The sequence below is a fragment of the Micromonospora sp. NPDC048040 genome (assembly GCF_055587185.1).
Genome location: NZ_JBVJGT010000006.1, coordinates 12,594 through 29,409, shown reverse-complemented (window position 1 = coordinate 29,409; position 16,816 = coordinate 12,594). Strand labels below are relative to the sequence as shown.

The 16,816-nt window shown below is 74.2% G+C and carries 15 protein-coding genes and 1 pseudogene; 7 read left to right on the top strand and 9 right to left on the bottom strand.

What is annotated here, in order from left to right; translation table 11 throughout:
* Nucleotides 1-4 precede the first annotated feature (4 nt).
* Both ACZ6O2_RS09370 and ACZ6O2_RS09365 read left to right on the top strand, forming a co-directional pair.
* Nucleotides 5-1,078: an NAD-dependent epimerase/dehydratase family protein gene (locus ACZ6O2_RS09370; protein WP_350702325.1), complete on the top strand. Its 1,074-nt coding sequence runs from the start codon at nucleotides 5-7 to the stop codon at nucleotides 1,076-1,078.
* Nucleotides 1,075-1,881, top strand: coding sequence for a WecB/TagA/CpsF family glycosyltransferase (locus tag ACZ6O2_RS09365; protein ID WP_466022534.1), 807 nt, complete (start codon nucleotides 1,075-1,077; stop codon nucleotides 1,879-1,881). Before ACZ6O2_RS09370 ends, ACZ6O2_RS09365 begins: the two co-directional genes overlap by 4 nt.
* A gap of 78 nt (nucleotides 1,882-1,959) precedes the next feature.
* Here the strand turns inward: ACZ6O2_RS09365 and ACZ6O2_RS09360 are convergent, their stop codons facing one another.
* A complete protein-coding gene (locus ACZ6O2_RS09360; protein WP_466022533.1) occupies nucleotides 1,960-3,819 on the bottom strand; it encodes a S8 family peptidase in 1,860 nt (619 codons plus the stop codon).
* 214 nt (nucleotides 3,820-4,033) lie between these two features.
* Here ACZ6O2_RS09360 and ACZ6O2_RS09355 point away from each other — a divergent pair, with 214 nt between their 5' ends.
* Nucleotides 4,034-4,633 carry a hypothetical protein gene (locus ACZ6O2_RS09355; protein WP_466022532.1) on the top strand — a complete coding sequence of 200 codons (600 nt, stop codon included), beginning with the start codon at nucleotides 4,034-4,036 and terminating at the stop codon, nucleotides 4,631-4,633.
* On the opposite strand, the gene ACZ6O2_RS09350 is transcribed toward ACZ6O2_RS09355, so the two are convergent.
* The 3 genes from ACZ6O2_RS09350 to ACZ6O2_RS09340 form a co-directional block, all read right to left on the bottom strand.
* A complete protein-coding gene (locus ACZ6O2_RS09350; protein ID WP_350702333.1) occupies nucleotides 4,601-5,005 on the bottom strand; it encodes a hypothetical protein in 405 nt (134 codons plus the stop codon). The two genes, ACZ6O2_RS09355 and ACZ6O2_RS09350, sit on opposite strands and share 33 nt — an antisense overlap.
* A gap of 197 nt (nucleotides 5,006-5,202) precedes the next feature.
* Nucleotides 5,203-5,424, bottom strand: a complete 222-nt coding sequence (locus ACZ6O2_RS09345; RefSeq protein ID WP_350702335.1) for a DUF397 domain-containing protein — start codon at nucleotides 5,422-5,424, stop codon at nucleotides 5,203-5,205.
* Nucleotides 5,394-6,275: a helix-turn-helix domain-containing protein gene (locus ACZ6O2_RS09340; RefSeq protein ID WP_350702337.1), complete on the bottom strand. Its 882-nt coding sequence runs from the start codon at nucleotides 6,273-6,275 to the stop codon at nucleotides 5,394-5,396. The genes ACZ6O2_RS09345 and ACZ6O2_RS09340 overlap by 31 nt, the downstream gene beginning before the upstream one ends.
* 632 nt (nucleotides 6,276-6,907) lie before the next feature.
* Here ACZ6O2_RS09340 and ACZ6O2_RS09335 point away from each other — a divergent pair.
* Together ACZ6O2_RS09335 and ACZ6O2_RS09330 are read left to right on the top strand one after the other, a co-directional pair.
* A complete protein-coding gene (locus tag ACZ6O2_RS09335; RefSeq protein ID WP_466022531.1) occupies nucleotides 6,908-7,195 on the top strand; it encodes a hypothetical protein in 288 nt (95 codons plus the stop codon).
* A gap of 98 nt (nucleotides 7,196-7,293) precedes the next feature.
* Nucleotides 7,294-7,737 (top strand): hypothetical protein, encoded by a 444-nt coding sequence (locus tag ACZ6O2_RS09330; RefSeq protein WP_466022530.1) that lies wholly within the window; start codon nucleotides 7,294-7,296, stop codon nucleotides 7,735-7,737.
* Between the two features lie 72 nt (nucleotides 7,738-7,809).
* Here the strand turns inward: ACZ6O2_RS09330 and ACZ6O2_RS09325 are convergent, their stop codons facing one another.
* Together ACZ6O2_RS09325 and ACZ6O2_RS09320 are read right to left on the bottom strand one after the other, a co-directional pair.
* The gene (locus tag ACZ6O2_RS09325; protein ID WP_466022529.1) at nucleotides 7,810-8,616 is read right to left on the bottom strand and encodes a PASTA domain-containing protein; all 807 of its coding nucleotides are present in this window, start codon (nucleotides 8,614-8,616) and stop codon (nucleotides 7,810-7,812) included.
* Nucleotides 8,617-8,795: 179 nt separating this feature from the next.
* Entirely contained in the window at nucleotides 8,796-9,476 is a 681-nt protein-coding gene (locus ACZ6O2_RS09320; protein WP_350702344.1) for a PASTA domain-containing protein, read from the bottom strand.
* A 123-nt stretch (nucleotides 9,477-9,599) separates the two neighbouring features.
* Here ACZ6O2_RS09320 and ACZ6O2_RS09315 point away from each other — a divergent pair, with 123 nt between their 5' ends.
* On the top strand, nucleotides 9,600-10,826 hold the full coding sequence (locus ACZ6O2_RS09315) for a hypothetical protein (protein ID WP_466022528.1): 1,227 nt from the start codon (nucleotides 9,600-9,602) through the stop codon (nucleotides 10,824-10,826).
* Between the two features lie 78 nt (nucleotides 10,827-10,904).
* On the opposite strand, the gene ACZ6O2_RS09310 is transcribed toward ACZ6O2_RS09315, so the two are convergent.
* Both ACZ6O2_RS09310 and ACZ6O2_RS09305 read right to left on the bottom strand, forming a co-directional pair.
* Entirely contained in the window at nucleotides 10,905-12,383 is a 1,479-nt protein-coding gene (locus tag ACZ6O2_RS09310; RefSeq protein WP_466022527.1) for a glutamate-cysteine ligase family protein, read from the bottom strand.
* 304 nt (nucleotides 12,384-12,687) lie between these two features.
* Nucleotides 12,688-13,269, bottom strand: coding sequence for a YceI family protein (locus tag ACZ6O2_RS09305; protein WP_466022526.1), 582 nt, complete (start codon nucleotides 13,267-13,269; stop codon nucleotides 12,688-12,690).
* A gap of 103 nt (nucleotides 13,270-13,372) precedes the next feature.
* Here ACZ6O2_RS09305 and ACZ6O2_RS09300 point away from each other — a divergent pair, with 103 nt between their 5' ends.
* Complete coding sequence (locus ACZ6O2_RS09300) at nucleotides 13,373-13,882, top strand: MarR family winged helix-turn-helix transcriptional regulator (RefSeq protein ID WP_350702351.1); 510 nt, start codon at nucleotides 13,373-13,375, stop codon at nucleotides 13,880-13,882.
* A 623-nt stretch (nucleotides 13,883-14,505) separates the two neighbouring features.
* On the opposite strand, the pseudogene ACZ6O2_RS09295 reads toward ACZ6O2_RS09300, so the two are convergent.
* Nucleotides 14,506-16,786 (bottom strand): annotated as a pseudogene (locus ACZ6O2_RS09295) (ATP-binding protein); the annotation flags it as partial.
* Nucleotides 16,787-16,816: the final 30 nt, after the last annotated feature.

The window sequence follows — 16,816 nt, the reverse complement described above, 5'->3', positions numbered from 1 at the left end:
GCGTGTGAGTGTCGCATTCGTGACCGGGTCGGGCGGGCTGATCGGCTCCGAGGCGGTCCGGCACTTCGCCGGCCTCGGTCTCGACGTCGTCGGCATCGACAACGACATGCGGCAGGAGTTCTTCGGCGAGGAGGCTTCGACCGCCTGGAACGTGCGGCGCCTGACCGACGAGCTGGGGAGCGCGTACTCGCACCACAGCATCGACATCCGGGACCGGGCCGCGCTGGGCAAGCTCTTCAAGCGGTACGCGGGCGCCGTCGCCGTGGTGATCCACACCGCCGCCCAGCCGTCGCACGACTGGGCCGTGCGCGACCCGTTCACCGACTTCGACGTCAACGCCGCCGGCACGCTCAACGTCCTGCAGAACGTGCGCGAGCACTGCATCGAGGCGCCAGTGATCCACTGCTCCACCAACAAGGTCTACGGCGACCGGCCGAACAGCCTGCCCCTGGTCGAGCTGGAGACCCGGTGGGAGATCGAGCCGGGCCACCCGTACGAGCAGGGCATCCGCGAGGACATGTCCATCGACGGCTGCCTGCACTCGATCTTCGGCGCCTCGAAGGTCGCGGCCGACGTCATGGTGCAGGAGTACGGCCGCTACTTCGACATGCGGACGGCCTGCTTCCGGGGCGGGACGCTGACCGGGCCGGCGCACTCGGCCACCGAGCTGCACGGCTTCCTCGGGTACGTGATGCGCGCCAACATGGAGCGCCGGACGTACAAGATCTTCGGCTACCAGGGCAAGCAGGTGCGGGACGCGATCCACAGCTCGGACGTGGTCTCCGCGTTCGAGGCGTTCTTCCGCAACCCGCGTTCCGCGGCGGTCTACAACCTCGGCGGCGGCCGACACTCCAACACCTCCAACCGGGAGGCGTTCGCGCTGGCCGAGCAGATCACCGGCCAGGAGATGGTCACCGAGTACGTCGAGGCCAACCGGATCGGCGACCACAAGTGGTGGATCGGCTCGAACGAGGCGTTCCAGGCCGACTACCCGGAATGGAAGCAGGTCTACGACGTTCCCATGATCATGCGCGAGATCTACGAGGCCAACGTGGACAAGTGGGTGCCGGCAGCATGACCGCCAGGGGCAAGCGGAACGTCCTCGGCGTCCTGGTCGACGCCACCGACTACGCCGCGGCGACCGAGCAGGTGGTGGCGGCCGCGCAGGAGCGCCGCCCGCTGGCGCTGACGGCGCTGGCCGTGCACGGGGTGATGACCGGGGTGCTGGACCCGGCGCACAACGCCCGGCTGAACTCCTTCGACGTGGTCACCCCCGACGGCCAGCCGGTGCGCTGGGCGCTCAACGTGCTGCACGGCGCGGGGCTCACCGACCGGGTCTACGGGCCCACGCTGACCCTGCACGTGCTCTCCCGGTTCGCCGACGAGGGCCTCCCGGTCTACCTCTACGGCTCGACGGAGGAGACCCTGGCGAAGCTCATCCCGGCGCTCGAGCGGATGTTCCCGGCACTCAAGATCGCCGGCGTGGAGCCGTCCAAGTTCCGGGCGGTGCAGCCGGGCGAGGACGTCGAGATCGCCGACCGGATCAAGGCCAGCGGGGCCCGGCTCGTCCTGGTCGGGCTGGGCTGCCCGCGCCAGGAGGTCTTCGCGTACGCCATGCGGCCGCTGCTGGACATGCCGCTGATGGCGGTCGGGGCGGCCTTCGACTACCACGCCGGGCTGCTGCGCCAGCCGCCGCCGTGGATGCAGCGGGCCGGCCTGGAGTGGTTCTGGCGCCTCGGCCTGGAGCCGAAGCGGCTGTGGCGCCGGTACGTGATCCTCAACCCGGCCTACCTGGCCCGGCTCGCCGGGCAGAAGACCGGCCTGTGGAAGGCGGTCCCGCCGCCCCCGGCCGCCGAGCGGCCGTCCACCTTCGCCGTCTGACCCGGAACCGGCAGGCGTCAGGAAGGGCCCCTTCCCTGTCGCGCAAGGCGATGAGAAGGGGCCCTTCCTTGCACTCGGCTAGAGGGTCAGGGTCCAGGTGTTGATGTAGCCGCTGTCGCCGGCGTAGACGTCCCGCACCCGCAGCTGCCAGGTGCCGTTCGCCGCCTCGCTCGACAGGTTCGCCGTGTAGGTGGTGTTGATGTTGTCCGCGCCGTCCCAGATGTTGCTGTTCTTCAGCCGGTAGGACGAGCCGTCCGGAGCGACCAGGTCGACGACGAGGTCACCGCGGTAGGTGTGCACGATGTTCACCGCGACGGTCGAGGCCGACGAGGCGTTGCGGGCGCACCCGGAGATCGGGATCGAGCTGCTCACCGTGACACCGGTGTCCGGGATCGCGACGTCGGTGCCGTTGGTGCCGGAGCAGCCGCCGCCGGTGCCGGTCACGGTCAGCGAGTAGGTGGCGCTCTTGCTGCCGGAGGCCGCCGTGCCCGTGACCGTCACGGTGTAGGTGCCGGGCGCCGTGCTCGCCGAGGTGCTGATGGTGAGCGTCGAGGAACCGCCCGAGGTGACGGTGGCCGGGCTGAACGAGGCGGTCGCCCCGGACGGCAGCCCGCTCGCGGAGAGGCTCACCGACTGGGCCGAGCCGTTGGTGGTGGCGGTGGCCACCGTGGCGGTCACCGAGCCGCCCGGCGCGGTCGAGCCGGAGGTCGGCGAGACCGAGACGGAGAAGTCGTTGGTCGGCGGGGTGTCGTCGTTGACGACGTAGAGCAGCTTGTTCGGCGAGCCGGTGCCCGGGTTGCCCACCACGTTGTTGGTGGCGTTGTTCACCAGGTAGTCGCGGACCTGCTGCGGCGTCCAGGACGGGTTGGCGCTGGCCACCAGGGCCGCCGCGCCGACCACGTGCGGCGTCGCCATCGAGGTGCCGCTGATCGTGTTGGTGGCGGAGTCACTGGTGTACCACGCCGAGGTGATCGACGAGCCGGGCGCGAAGATGTCCAGGCAGGTGCCGATGTTGGAGAACGAGGACCGGGCGTCCGTGTTGGTCGTCGAGCCGACGGTGATGCCCTCGGCGGTCCGGGCGGGCGAGGTGTTGCAGGCGTTCCCACCCGAGTCGTTGCCGGCCGCCAGGCCGTAGCTCACGCCCGAGTTGATGGAGTTCCGCACGGCGGTGTCGAGCGTGCTGTTCGCGCCGCCGCCGAGGCTCATGTTGGCCACGGCCGGCTTGACCGCGTTCTGGGTCACCCAGTCGACACCGGCGATGACGCCGGCGTTCGTGCCGCTGCCCTGGCAGTTGAGCACGCGGACGCCGACCAGCTGGACGCCCTTCGCCACCCCGTACGCCGAGCCGCCGACGGTGCCGGCGACGTGCGTGCCGTGCCCGTTGCAGTCGTCGGCCGAGCCCCCGTCGACGGCGTCGTAGCCGGAGGTGGCCCGGCCGCCGAAGTCGCTGTGGCTGAACCGGATGCCGGTGTCGATGATGTAGGCGTGCACGTTGCTCGCCGTGTTCGGGTACGTGTAGGAGCTGTCCAGCGGCAGTGCCCGCTGGTCGATCCGGTCCAGGCCCCAGGACGGTGGGTTGGTCTGGGTGCCGGCGATCGACACGGTGTGGTTCTGCTCGACGTACGCCACGGCGGGGTCCGCGGCGATCCGGGCGGCGGCCCCGGCGCCGACCCGGACCTCGAAGCCGCGCAGCGCGGCGCCGTAGGTGCGGGCCACCGTGCCGCCGTGCCGGCCGACCAGCCGTTGCGCGGTGTCACCGACGGTGGTACGGGCGACCGCGGTGTCCTTGAAGACGACGATGTAGCTGTCGGCCACGGCCGTGGCGCCGCCCGCGGCCCGGATCGTGCCGACGGGCTCGGCGGCCATGGCGGGCGTGGCGGTGGCCACCATGGCCATGGTGGCCACCCCGACGAGTAGGGACCTACGTGGAAGACCCATCTTCTACCTCCCTCCGACCGACACCCGATCATCGACGTCCGTGGCGATAATCGATGAGTGCCGATCGAGCTGAGGGTAGAGCGGAGCCATCGGGATACAAACATGTCGACTTCCCTATAACACCGGGAGGATGCCCCCTACGGGACGCCGTTACGGGAGGAACGGGGGCCGGCCCCGGATTCGCGCGCGTCGGGAACGGGCAATGCTCTCCGTCATGGAGAGTCACCTCACCGTGCTGGCGCCGCTGGCCACCGTCTGGCTCGCCGCCGGCTGGCTGGCGGACGGGATGCCCCGGCTGGACCGCGCCCACGCCCTGCACCGGCGTACCGGATGGTTGCTCGCCCTGACCCTGACCGGCCTGGGCCTGACGGCCGCCGTGCTGGTTGCCGGGCTCTCCAGCGCCGGCGCGACCCCGGCGGACCGGGCCGCCGCCGGCCTCACCCTCGCCGCCGCGCCCGTGCTCGTCGTCGCCGCCTGCACCGTGCGCCGGGTGCGCCGGCTGCGGGCGGGCGCGGGGGCGTTCGCCGCGGCGCCCGGGACCCCGGCCCCGCACGGCTTGCGGGCCGCCGCGGCGCACCCGCTGGTCGGGCTTCCGTTACAGGTCACGGGCCTGGCGATCCTGCCCGCGGTGGCGGCGGCGAGCGCCCCGGAACCGCTGTTCGGGCCCGGGGTGACCGGGCCGGCGATCACCGTCGGGGTGCTGGCGGTCGCCGCCATCGGCGTACGCCACGCGCTGCGGCACAGCCGCCTCGCCGAGCGGGCCGCGCCGCCCCGGCCGGCGTCACCGCGAGCGGCCGGAGCCCTGCACGTATAGCAGCTCCAGGATCGCCCGGGTCGCCTCGAACCAGCGGTCGAGCCATCCGGGCGGCGGGACGCTGCCCTTCGGCGGCAGCTCCATCAGCAGCCCGCGGAGCAGCGGGTGGTCGGCCAGCGACTCGGTCGGCTCCATCGACCAGCCGCCCGGCGGGAACGACGGCTCGGTCAACGGGTTCGGATCCAGCGACGGCAGGGAGAGCGGCCCCGCCTGCTCCGGCGCGGCCGTCGTGGCCTCCCGGCCACCGACCTCCGTGTCGGTCGACACCACCTCGGTCAGGACGGTGTCCCGGCGCGCCCCGCGGTACTTGCCCCCGAAGCGCTCCGGCTTGCCCGGCCCGTTGGTGAGGTTGTCTGACCCGATCGTCGTCATCCGTCTCGCCTGCCTCGTTCGGTTGCCGATTCGTGCGGCGGGTTGTCGACCAGCGCCGTATCGAGGGGTACAACGACACGGGCCCGATGTGGCGACGGGATGTCCAGGCTTCTTCGCGGCCGGACCGGACGCGGGCACGGCGATGCCCCCGCCCGGCTGCCCGCCGGACGGGGACACCGCGTCACCTCCCGGTCGCGTCAGTCCCGGCCGAAGCCGCCGCCCCTGGCGCCGGCGACGAAGGCGTGCCAGTCGCCCGGGGCGAAGACCAGGGCCGGACCCGTCTTGTCCTTCGAGTCCCGCACGCCGACCGCCCCCGTCACGTACGCCACCTCCACGCAGTTGTCACAGTTCGGCCCGCTCTTCGAGCTCTTGAACCACGTTGCCTGCGTCAGGTCCACGGGGAACCCCTTGGTCGCCATTTCCACAACGGCTCCTCTGCCAGTTTCGCGATGTGTGCGATGGACTCCTCCGGACGAATGGCCGCCGCTCGGACGTGATCGAAGATGAAGCTGTACTTCTGCAGTTCGTCGCTCTTCTCCAGGAAGAGCCCACCCGTGGCGTTCTCCGCGTACACGACATCCGGATCACCGGGCTCGGGGAAGCTGAGGATCGTGAAGGTCCCGTCCATACCGGCGTGCGCCCCCACCTCGAACGGCAGGATCTGCAGCGTCACGTTCGGCAGTTCCGCCACCTCGACCAGCCGGTTGAGCTGGTCACGCATGACCGCGTCCCCACCCACCGGACGGCTCACCACCGCCTCATCGAGCACCACCCACAGATCGACCGGATCATCCTGTGTCAGCAACGACTGACGGCCGAGCCGGACACGGACACGTTGTGCGACCTGGTCAGGGGTGAAGTCCGGCCGCGCGGCGCGGATCATCGCGCTCGCGTACGCCTCGGTCTCCAGCAGGCCGGGCACCACCTGCTGCTCGTACGCGCGGATCGAACTGGCCGCGGCCTCCAGGCCGACGTACGCGCCGACCAGCACCGTGCTGTACGGGTGCCACCAGCCCTTCTGCCGCGCCTCCCGGGCGATCTGCACCAACTCGTCGCTCTCGGCGCCCACCACCCCGTAGATCCGGAGCATGTCCCGCACGTCGCGCGGCGTCGCCGTCGTGTGACCGGTCTCGATCCGCGAGATCTTCGACGCCGAGCACTCCAACTGCTCGGCGACGACCTCGATGGTGATCCCGGCCGCCTCCCGCTGCCGCCGCAGTTCCGCGCCCAGGCGGCGGCGCCGGATGGTCGGGCTGCGCCGCTCGCTCACGGCCTCACCACCCCGTCCGCTGGTCGGAACCACCGGCTGTCGGCCTTCACCGGCCCACCTCCGCGTCACGCGCGCCGCTGCCGTCGCCCGCCGGGGGCGCGACCGTCGAACGGCGGGCGTCGTTCGCGGCGAGGGGGTGGTGCCGGTCATCGGCCGGCCGCGACGGGCGAAACCGGATCCCAGTGTGCCGCCGATACGTGAACGGCTTCAAGCGTCGCCTGCGCGAGCCGCTCGCGTATCGGCAAAAGTCGACGTGCAACTTGCATGAAGCACGTCGCTGATGCACTCTGTGCGTATGGCACGGGTTACTCACCGTCTCCGTCCGCTCCCCCGCCGTGGTGACCCCACGGGCTACGGGACGCGCGCCGGTGGGGCCGCCCGGCCTTCGACAACCAGACCTGCCCCGGGTTGATGACCCCGCCGCTGCACGCCAGTTGGCTGTGGCGGCGGGAGCGGTACCCGGAGCAGCCGGGTGATGGTCGGGTGGCGGTTCGCCACCAGCGGGCACGGCCCGACCACCACCGCCCGCACCACCGGTCCACGAGGGGCACGACCCCGTGGCCGGCCACCGAGACGTCCCCCGACCCGCTCCCGCCGGCCCGTCCGCCGGCCGACCCTCCCCAGGAGCCAATGTGCTTCCCCGCTCCGGTGACGTACTGCACGTGACTCGCGCGGCGAGTGTCCAGTTCCTCAGTCCCATCACGTTCCGGGTCATCCGGGTGCTCGACTGGCCGACCTACGACGGCTGGATCTGGCTCGACGGCTACGAGTTGAACGCTTCGGGGGACGCGGTCAACCGGCGGTCGATCTTCGTCCAGCGGGAGGGTCTGCGCCAGCTGCGGGCAGCTCCCGAGCCCCGTACGCACGCCGTGCGGGCACCACGCCGGCCCGTCACCCGCACCCCGCTCCGGGTGGGCTGAGCTCCGCGATCGGCAGCCGGGGGGCGTGCCCCGCCATAGAATGAGGTACGCCCACCCCGGCAGGTTCCACCCCGCGCGTCCAGGACCCCGAACCTGGGATGGCCATGGTCAATCAGTCCGCCGCGCGGCGGCACCACCGCTCCCGCATCGCCTACGCCTTCGGAATCCTGGCGCTGATCGGCGCCGCCACGGCACTGGTGGTCGTGGTCCGCGACCCCGCCCTGTCGTCCACCACCCGGCTGACCACCCCGGTCCCCGCACCGGAGATCACCGTGGCCGATGACCCGTCGGACGGCGACGACGGGCAGGATGCCTCCGACTCCCCGTACTCCCCGGACGGAGCGGGCACACTCGGCGCCGCCGACGAGCCCGGAACCGCGGTCGGGACCGACGTGCCGGTCGGATCGTCGGGCGGCACCGCCGAGGCCGCCCGACAGTCGCCGGACGACGTCCACCGTTCCCTCTTCTGGTCCGGGGTCTTCGGTCTGGCCATCTCGCTGGCCGGGCTCGGCCTGGTCGGAACCAGACGCCGGATGTGGTGATCCGGCCGGCCACCACTCGTTCGTGCACCACCCGGAGCGGTGACGGTCCCGGGCAGCCCGGTCAGCGACGGCTCACCTGGTGGCGGTCGGCCCGGCCGTCGTCGGCGTGGGTTCGCCGCCGGACGGCGAGGGCGCGCCACGGGACACCACCAGGGTGACCTCATCCCCGTCGGGGACGAGCTCCCCGGCCTCCGGGTCGGTGCGGATCACGGTGCCCTCGGGGCGGTCGGACTCCTGGTACTCCACCCGGTGACCCAGCCCGAGGTCGTCCAGGATCGCCTGCGCCGTCGCCAGCGGCAGGTTCACCACGGGCGGCATCGGCACCTGTGCCGCCGCCGAGGTGGTCGGCGGCGCGGAGGGAGAGGGGGTGGTCGGGACGGCCGAGGTCGGCGCGGGAGTCGTCGGCGACGCGCGGGTGACCGACGGGGAGGGCGACAGGCCCGGGACGGCCGGTTCGTCGTCGTCCGCGGACTGGAGGGCCAGCCACAGCCCGACCCCGAGCAGGCCGAGCAGCAGCAGCACGACCACCCCCCACAGGATCGGCAGCCACCAGCGCCGGCCGCCGGGCTCCTCGGCGTACCACTCGGCGGCCTCGCGGGGATCCGCCGGCCGGGGCGGCGGCACCTCCGCGCGCCCGGACCAGGCCGCCGGGCCGGACCGCTCGGGCGGCATGGCGGCCGTACGGTCCAGCGGGGCGGCGCGGTCGACGGGCATCGACCGGGTGGCGTCGCCCCCGGCGGGCGGAGGGCCCTTCGGGCCGGGCAGCCGCTGGGTGCGGTCGGCCGGCTCCGGCCCGGCGGGCGCGTCGCCGGACGGGGGCAGCGGGCGGGTCCGGTCGTCGGGTCCCCCGGCGGGCGGTTCCGGGCGGTCGTCGCTCATGCCGGCACTCCGCTCCGCTGCGTGCCGACACGAGACACCAACGCACTGCGCCGATCATTCGCTCGCTGACGCTCGCTCATCGCGCGTCCCTTCCCGGCCCGGGCGGGCGTCGTGGCCCCTGACCGCCAACCTAGCGGTCCGGACGGCCATCGGCCGGGATCAGCGTGCCGGACGCTCCGTCACGGCGTCGGGGTGGCGGAGCCCGAGCCCGCCGGTGCCGCACCGCACCAGATCGACACCTGGTCGTTCCACCTGCCCGTGCTGTCGCCGGGCGGGTCCTGGCGGGTGACGGTGCCGGTCCGGCCCGAACCGTACTGCGGGTAGAAGCCCTCGTCGACGAGGTCGTCCCCCGCCTCGTCGCAGTCGTCGCCCACCACGTCCGGCACCGTCGCGGCCGGGGCCGGACCGCTCACGTAGAGCGTCACGGTGCGCCCCGGCCGCACCTGCGTCCCGACCGCCGGGGAGGTGCGCTCCACCGTCCGCCCCGCGCCGCCCAGGAAGACCAGTCGCCAGCCCAGCCGCCGCTCACGCAACTCGTCACGGGCGTCGGCGAAGTCCTCCCCGACCACCTCGGGGACCGTCAGGCCGGCGGGGCGGGTCGGCGCGCTCGTCCGCGCCGGCGACGACGTCGACCGCCCCGGCGTCGGGTGGGCGGCGCTCCGGGTGCCGGTGGGCGCAGCGGCCGCCGCCGCGTCCGGCGGGGTGGGTCCGTCGTTCTCGCCGGCCAGGAGCCAGCCACCCGTCGCGCCCACGGCGGCGAGCAGCACGACGACCAGCCCGCCGCCGAGCAGCGTGGTCGTCCGGCCCGCCCCGGCGTCGTCCCGCGCGCCGGCGCCCTCGCCCGTGTACCCGTCCGTCATGCCGTCCACCGCCTCGATCACCGGCGACCGTACCCGGCCCCGCCAAGCCCGACGCGGCCGCGGTCACCCCGACGGAACCGTGACGACTCGCCGCGCCGAGCACGGGACGTTACGCTCCCCGGCATGGCCAGACGTGGCTGGGGAGGATCGATCGCGGTCGCGGTCGGCGTCGCTGCCGGCACGGGCGCGGCCCAACTGGGCTTCGGCTACGGGCTGGGCATCATCAACTGGGCACCGGCGGACGCCACCGCCGGCGCGACCGCCTGGGTGGCCGGCCTCGTCTGGGCCACCTGGATCGCGGCCACCTCGACGGTCTTCGGCGCGGTGTGCGCCCAGCGGCTGCGCGACCGCGCCCCGGTGCCCGGCGGCGCCCCCGACGCCGCGACGGCGGTCGAGCCCGACGCCGGGCCCGGCGGCAGCGTCCTCCGGCACGTCGCGCTCGCCGTGGCCGCCGGGGTGGGCGCGCTGGTCACCGTGCTGCTGGTGGCCGTGCCGGCGCGGACGGCCGTGGCGGCGGACACCGGCTCCCCCCGGAACGTCGCCGCCACGTACGCGGCGGTCGGCGTCCTGGTCGGGGTGTCGACGGCCGTCTGGGCCCTGCGCTCACGGGCCGCCGCCAACAACGTGATCGCCACCGTGGGCTGGCTCTGGCTGCTCGCCGTGGTCGCCGTGCTCGACGGGGTGCTGGCCGGACGCGGGCTGGCCAGCGCCCAACTCGGCATCTGGCAGCTCAGCTCCGACGACGGACGGTTCTGGATCCGGGACTACTTCTACTGGCCCGGGGCGCTGCTGTCGCTCGGCTCCGCGCTGGTGATCGGGACTCTGGCCGCTCGGGGCAGCGCCCGGCACGCCGACCGGCGGGTCGGGGCGGCCGCCTCGGGCGCTGCCGGTCCCCTGTTGGTCGCGATCGCGTACTTCCTGGCGGTGCCGAGGGTGACCGCGATCAGCCCGGAGCAGGTGTCGGCACACCTGACCGCCCCGTACGCGGTGATCGTCGGGGTCGGCGGTTCCGTCCTGGTCGCCGCGCTCGCCCAGCGGGCCGCGGGGCGCGGCCCGGTGGCGGTGCCCCGGCAGCGCACCGGCGAGCTGACCGTCGTGCCCGGTGACCTGGTGTCGGAGGAGCGCGGCGCCCCGGCCCGTGTCGACACCGGTGCCCTTCGCCCGACGTCCGACGTTCCGGAGCGGGCCGGGGAACCGGCCGCGCCGACCGGGGAACCCGCCGCACCGGCTTCCGGGGCGGACCCGGCGGTGCCGACGTCCGACGGGCAGCCCGTCGCGTCCCTGGACCCCGACGCGGAGGATCGCGGGCCCGACGGCGGCCGTCCCCGCTCCGGCCACCGCACCCGCTGAGGGAGTGCGGGCGGACCTCACGGGTGCCGGGCAGCGGTGCCACCACCGGGCCGCCCGGGTCCCGCCACGGCGGGTCGGTCAGTCGACCGGCCAGGTGTGCACGGGCTCGTTGCCGCGTTGCAGTTCGGCGTAGCGCTGCACCATGTGGTGCAGGGCGGCGTCCCGGTCCATGCCCCGGTGCCGCTCGGCCGCCCAGACCGCCTCGGTCTGCCAGACGGCGCCGTTGCGGCCCGTCCGGCAGCGCTGCTCGATGATGCCGAGCAGCCGGTCGCGTTCGGCCGGCGCCACCCCGAACCGGTCCAGCCCGGCGGCGGCCTTGGGCAGCAGGACGTCCAGGACCAGCTTGGTCACCGGCACCTCGCCGAGGCGGGGCCAGTGCAGGACGGCGTCCATGCCGCGCCGGGCGGCGGCGTGGAAGTTCTCCTCCGCCGAGCTGAAGGTGAGCTGGCTCCAGATCGGCCGGTCCGCCTCGGCCAGCCCCCGGGCCAGGCCGAAGTAGAAGGCGGCGTTGGCCAGCATGTCGACCACGGTCGGGCCGGCCGGCAGCACCCGGTTCTCCACCCGCAGGTGTGGGCGGCCGTTCATGATGTCGTAGACCGGCCGGTTCCACCGGTAGACGGTGCCGTTGTGCAGGCGCAGCTCGCCCAGCTCCGGTACGCCGCCGCCGTGCAGCACCTCGACCGGGTCCTCGTCCTCGCAGATCGGCAGCAGCGGCGGGAAGTAGCGGACGTTCTCCTCGAACAGGTCGAAGATCGAGGTGATCCAGCGTTCCCCGAACCAGACCCGAGGGCGTACGCCCTGGGCCTTCAGCTCGTCCGGCCGGGTGTCGGTGGCCTGCTCGAACAGGGCGATCCGGGTCTCCGCCCAGAGTTGCCGGCCGTAGAGGAACGGCGAGTTCGCCCCGACGGCCACCTGCACCCCGGCGATGGCCTGGGAGGCGTTCCAGTAGTCGGCGAAGCTGTCCGGAGCGACCTGGAGGTGGAACTGGAGGCTGGTGCAGGCGGCTTCGGGGGCGATCGAGTCGGTGTGGGTCTGCAACCGCTCGACACCCCGGATGTCGAGTTCGATGTCCTCGCCGCGAGCGCCGACGATCTGGTCGTTGAGCACCCGGTAGCGCTCGTCGGTGGAGAGGTTGTCCACCACCAGGTGCCGCTCGGTGAGGGTCGGCAGGATGCCGACCAGGACGATCTTCGCGTCCGACCGGGTCGCCCGCTCGTCGGCCCGGGTGAGGCTGCTGCGCAGGTCCCGCTCGTAGTCGGCGAAGCCCGACCCCTCGATCAGCCGGGGTGGCGCGTTCAGCTCCAGGTTGAACTGCCCCAGCTCGGTCTGGAAGAGCGGATCGGCGATGTCGGCGAGGATCTGGTCGTTGCGCATCGCCGGCTCGGCGGACGAGTCGACCAGGTTCAGTTCGATCTCCAGCCCGGTCATGGGGCGGTCGGCGTCGAAGCCGAAGTCGTCCAGCATCAGGGCGAAGACGTCCAGGCACCGCCGGACCTTCTGCCGGTAACGGACCCGGTCCTCCCGGGAGAAGGCGCCCTGCTCGACGTCCCTGCCCATGTTTCCTCCCGGCGCGAGGCGCAGTCGGGACCGCGCCGGGCCCGGAATGCGCGTGGTGAACCATCACGGTAAGAGCGCCGACCTCGCCGGGACCAGAGGCGGAACCCGGCTGTCCAGCGGCCGGGACGGCCGCAACCGGCCGGCAAGCACGCTCCCGGCGGCATCTCTACCCAGCCCGTACGGCCCGCTACGCGGACCGGGCCGCGAATGAGTCGTGACAAATCGCACCGGCCGGGCTCTTGCCCGTGGACACACGTCGGGCCCGCGCCGTGGTGCGGCGCGGGCCCGGCTGCGGTACGGCGGATCAGGCCTGGCGGACGGCCTCGCCCTCGATCTCGATCTTGATCTTCTTGCCGACCAGCACGCCGCCGGTCTCCAGGGCGACGTTCCAGGTCAGGCCGAACTCCTCGCGGTCGATTTCGGTCGAGGCGGAGAAGCCGAAGATGTCCTGACCGAACGGGCTGCGGCCGACGCCCTCGAACTCGACCTCCAGGTCGACCGGGCGGGTGACGCCCTTGACCGTCAGCTCGCCCGAGAGGACGAACTCGTTGCCGTCGCGGGACTTGACGCCGGTGCTGCGGTACTCCAGCGTCGGGAACGCCTCGGCGTCCAGGAACTCCGGGCTGCGCAGGTGCGCGTCCCGGTCGGCCTGGTTGGTGTTGATGCTGGCGGCCTGGATGGTCGCGGTCACCGAGGACTGCAGCGGGTCGTCGGCGACGGTGATGGTGGCGGAGGCGTCCGCGAATTCACCGCGTACCTTGCTGACCATCATGTGCCGGGCGACGAAGCCCACGCGCCTGTGCGCCGCGTCCAGCGCGTAGGTGCCGGCACTCGGGATGGTGAGGCCGTCCCAGTCGCGGGTAACCGGTGCGGTGCTGCTGGTCATGGAAACTGCCCTCCGTGGAAGCTTGATTGAGCTGCTCAACGACTGCTTCAGCAACTATAGAGCCAGCAATATTCCTTGTGTCAAGTACTGCTAGGATGAACAGGTGAACCAGAACGCGTTCGACGATCCCCGGATCACCGCCGTCGGCCTGCTCTACGAGGCGCACGCCGGGCTGTCGGCCCGGTTCGCCGCCCAGTTCGAGGAGCACGGCCTCTCGCCCGTCGAGTTCGAGGTGCTGACCCGGCTCGCCCGCTCGCCGGGCAACCAGCTGCGGATGACCGACCTGGCCGCGCAGACCTCCCTCTCCACGAGCGGGGTCACCCGGGTGGTCGACCGGATGGAGCGCGACGGCCTGCTCACCCGGCGCGCCTGCCCCTCCGACCGGCGCAGCTCGTACGCGGTGGTCACGGCCGCCGGCATGCAGCGGCTCGACGAGACCATGCCCGGGCACCTGCGGATCATCGAGCAGTGGTTCACCGGCCAGCTCGAGCCGGCGGCGCTGGACGCCCTGCTCGACGGCCTGCGCCGGGTGCGGGACGCCGTCCACCCGGGCGCCACCGCCGGGAGCAGCGAGTCGGCCCCGACCGGGGACGGCGCGACCGCCCCGGCCTGACCGGTCGATCAGGGCGCTACCGGGCACCGGCAGAAAGAGCGGCAGAAGTGCCGCGCCCACGGGAGATAGTCGATCAAACCGGACGGAGTCGCGAGCGCGCGGTGGCTAGTCTTCGGGCAGTGGGGACGCACCGGGGGGTGACGGCGCGGGCGACGAGCGAGGGGTAGCAAGAGGGGCTTCGTCGCCCGCGCCACCCCCGGCCCGCTCCGCGGGGCACACCCACTCCCGGCCACGGCGCGGCCAGCCGTGGCCGGTCTACGTGGTCGCGGGGCTGCCGCCGCGCCGGCCCGCCGTCAGCGCGTAGAGCAGTTCCTCCTCCTGCGGCAGCAGTCGGATGCCGCTGCGTCGGCAGGCCCGGTCGAGGCGGTCCAGCACGGTGGGGTCCGCCGTGCTCGCGGCCAGTCCCACCAACGCCTCCACCACGTCGCGCCGGTTCTGGCCCTCGGCGCCGGCCTCCGCGGCGGCGGCGAACCACTCCGCCGCCAGCTCGCGATCGCCCCGGCGCAGGGCCAGGTTCCCCTCGATCAACGCGCAGATCCCGTCCTCGGGGCGTGTCCCGCGCACCGGCGCCCGGCGGGCACCCCCGGGCCACCCGGCCTCCCCGAGACGCGGCGACACCGGGGTCGCGGTCGGGCGCAGCGCGGCCAGCACCTCGGCCGCCTCGGTGGGGCGCCCGTCCCGGGCCAGCGCCAGGCCCACGGTGCCGAGCACCCGGTGACGGTGGCCGGGGTCGCCGAGGTCGGCCAGCGCCGCCAGCACCCGCCGGCCCTGGTCGACGGCGTCGGCGTACCGGCCCTCCAGGCGGGACACCTCGGCGAGGTTGGCCCGCGCGAGCACCCGCAGCCACTGCTCCCCGCACTGGGCGGCGAGCCGGTCGACCGCTGCCAGCCGGCGGCGGGCCGCCGCAAGGTCGCCGACCCGGACGTCGTGCCAGGCGAGGTTGTTCTGCGCCACCGCCATGTCCCGGACCCGGCCGCCCCGGCCGGCCAGCGCGAGCACCGCCTCGGCCTGCTCCCGCGCCTCGTCGTGTCGGCCGACGGCGACCAGCAGCGCGCAGAGCACCGCCCGTGCCTCCACCTCCCCGGTGACGTCGCCGGCGTCCCGGAACGCGGCCAGCGCCGCCAGCGCCGCCGGCACCTCCTCGGCCCCGGCGCCGTGCTCGGCGGCGAGCCGGGCCACCCCCAGGGACGCCCAGGCCCGCAGCACCGGGTCGGCGTCGGCGGTACGCGGATCCGCCAGCAGCCGGCGCAGCCACTGCCGGCCGGGGACGTCCCGCCCCCGGAAGCGCCACCACCGGGACAGCGCCGCCGCCAACCGGAGCGCCGTCAACGGGTCGTCGACGGCGGCGTGCGCCAGGGCGGAGCTGATGTCGCCGCTCACCTCGTCCAGCCGGTGCACCGCGGCCGGCAGATCGGCGCCCGCCAGCTCCGGCGCGGTCCGGGCCACCAGGCGCGCGACGACCCGGGCGTGCCGACGCCGGATCGCGGTCAGCTCGCCGGCGGTGGCCTGCTCGGCGGCGAAGTCCCGTACGGCGTCGAGCAGGCGGAACCGGAACGGCCCGGTGCCCCGGACGCTCAGCAGGCCGAGTTCCAGGAACCGGTCCAGCAGCGGGACCGGGTCCACCGCGACCCTGCCGTCCCGGTCGGCGTCGTCGGCGAGCACCTCCTCGGCCAGCTCGACCGACCAGCGGTTGCCGAAGGCGGCGAGCCGGCGCAACGCGGCCCGCTCGGCGGGGGCGAGGAGACGGTAGCTGGTGGCCACCGCGTCCCGCAGCGTCTCGGCCACCGCCGCCCGGGGGCCCTCCACGCGGCTCGGCTCCGCCGTGTCCCAGCCCGGACGCTCGGCCGCCCCCGACGAGGTGGCCAGGTCGAGGACGCGGTCCCCGTACCGGTCGAGCAGCTCGGTGAGGTCGAGGATCCGGCCCCGGGCCGCCATCAGCTCGATGGCCAGCGGCAGGCCGCCGAGGCGGCGTACCAGCGCGGCCAGGGCGGGCAGCTCGGCCGGGCAGGGCGGCTCCCGGCGGACCTGGGCGAGCCGGGCGGTGAACAGCGCCACCGCGGGGTAGTCGGCCAGCGCCGACGGGCCGGCCCGCTCGCTCCCCGGCGGGGGTACGTCGAGCGGGGAGACCGGCCACACCCGCTCCCCGGGCAGGCCCACCGGGTGCCGGCCGGTGACCAGCACCCGCAGCGACGGCACCGCGCCGGCGAGCCGGTGCACCGTCTCGGCGACGGCATCGGGCGCCCGCTCGGCCGCGTCCACGAGCAGCAGCGCCGGCCGGCCGTCGAGTCGGGCGGCCAGCTCGGGCATCCGGCCGACCCCGAAGACGGCCACGGAGGCGGCGAGCACGTCGGCGGCGTCGGAGCCCTCGCCGATGAGCACACCGGCCGCCCCGCCGGGGTACTGGTCGACGACCGCGTGGGCCACCGACAGGGCGAGCGCGGTCTTGCCGACGCCGGCCAGCCCGACCAGGCTCACCAGCCGGGGACCGCGCCCGTCGGTGAGCAGCCCGACCAGCTCGGCGAGGTCGGTGTCCCGGCCGATCAGCGCGACCGGGAGCGGGAGCGCGACCGGCGTACCGACGTGCTGGTCGGCGTCGAGGCGAGCCGGCGGGGCACCGACCGGGGCGACCGGCGGCGCAGCCGGCGCCTGCCCCCGGGCGGCGGCGAGGAACGCCGACCGGGCGGCACCGGTCAGCTCCAGCGCGCCGACGAGCAGCTCGACGGTGGTGCGCTGCGGCCGGGACGACCGGCCCCGCTCCAGGTCACGGACGGTGCGGACACCGACGCCGGCCCGGGCCGCCAGCTCGGCCTGGGTGAGGCCGGCGGCGAGCCGGTGCCCGCGCAACAGCTCCGGCAAACCGGTAGGACCGCCCGGATGCCGCGAACGATCATGCACCGGAGTCATGGGCAGGAAGAGTACGGACGGGGTGCGACC

Excerpts from the sequence above, each read along its gene's own strand:
- ACZ6O2_RS09310 (WP_466022527.1), bottom strand. The coding sequence starts at position 12,383 with ATGGGCAGGGACGTCGAGCAGGGCGCCTTCTCCCGGGAGGACCGGGTC.
- ACZ6O2_RS09350 (WP_350702333.1), bottom strand. The coding sequence starts at position 5,005 with ATGACGACGATCGGGTCAGACAACCTCACCAACGGGCCGGGCAAGCCG.
- ACZ6O2_RS09360 (WP_466022533.1), bottom strand. The coding sequence starts at position 3,819 with ATGGGTCTTCCACGTAGGTCCCTACTCGTCGGGGTGGCCACCATGGCC.
- ACZ6O2_RS09330 (WP_466022530.1), top strand. The coding sequence starts at position 7,294 with ATGGCCATGGTCAATCAGTCCGCCGCGCGGCGGCACCACCGCTCCCGC.
- ACZ6O2_RS09315 (WP_466022528.1), top strand. The coding sequence starts at position 9,600 with ATGGCCAGACGTGGCTGGGGAGGATCGATCGCGGTCGCGGTCGGCGTC.
- ACZ6O2_RS09325 (WP_466022529.1), bottom strand. The coding sequence starts at position 8,616 with ATGAGCGACGACCGCCCGGAACCGCCCGCCGGGGGACCCGACGACCGG.
- ACZ6O2_RS09345 (WP_350702335.1), bottom strand. The coding sequence starts at position 5,424 with ATGGCGACCAAGGGGTTCCCCGTGGACCTGACGCAGGCAACGTGGTTC.
- ACZ6O2_RS09320 (WP_350702344.1), bottom strand. The coding sequence starts at position 9,476 with ATGACGGACGGGTACACGGGCGAGGGCGCCGGCGCGCGGGACGACGCC.
- ACZ6O2_RS09305 (WP_466022526.1), bottom strand. The coding sequence starts at position 13,269 with ATGACCAGCAGCACCGCACCGGTTACCCGCGACTGGGACGGCCTCACC.
- ACZ6O2_RS09355 (WP_466022532.1), top strand. The coding sequence starts at position 4,034 with ATGGAGAGTCACCTCACCGTGCTGGCGCCGCTGGCCACCGTCTGGCTC.
- ACZ6O2_RS09365 (WP_466022534.1), top strand. The coding sequence starts at position 1,075 with ATGACCGCCAGGGGCAAGCGGAACGTCCTCGGCGTCCTGGTCGACGCC.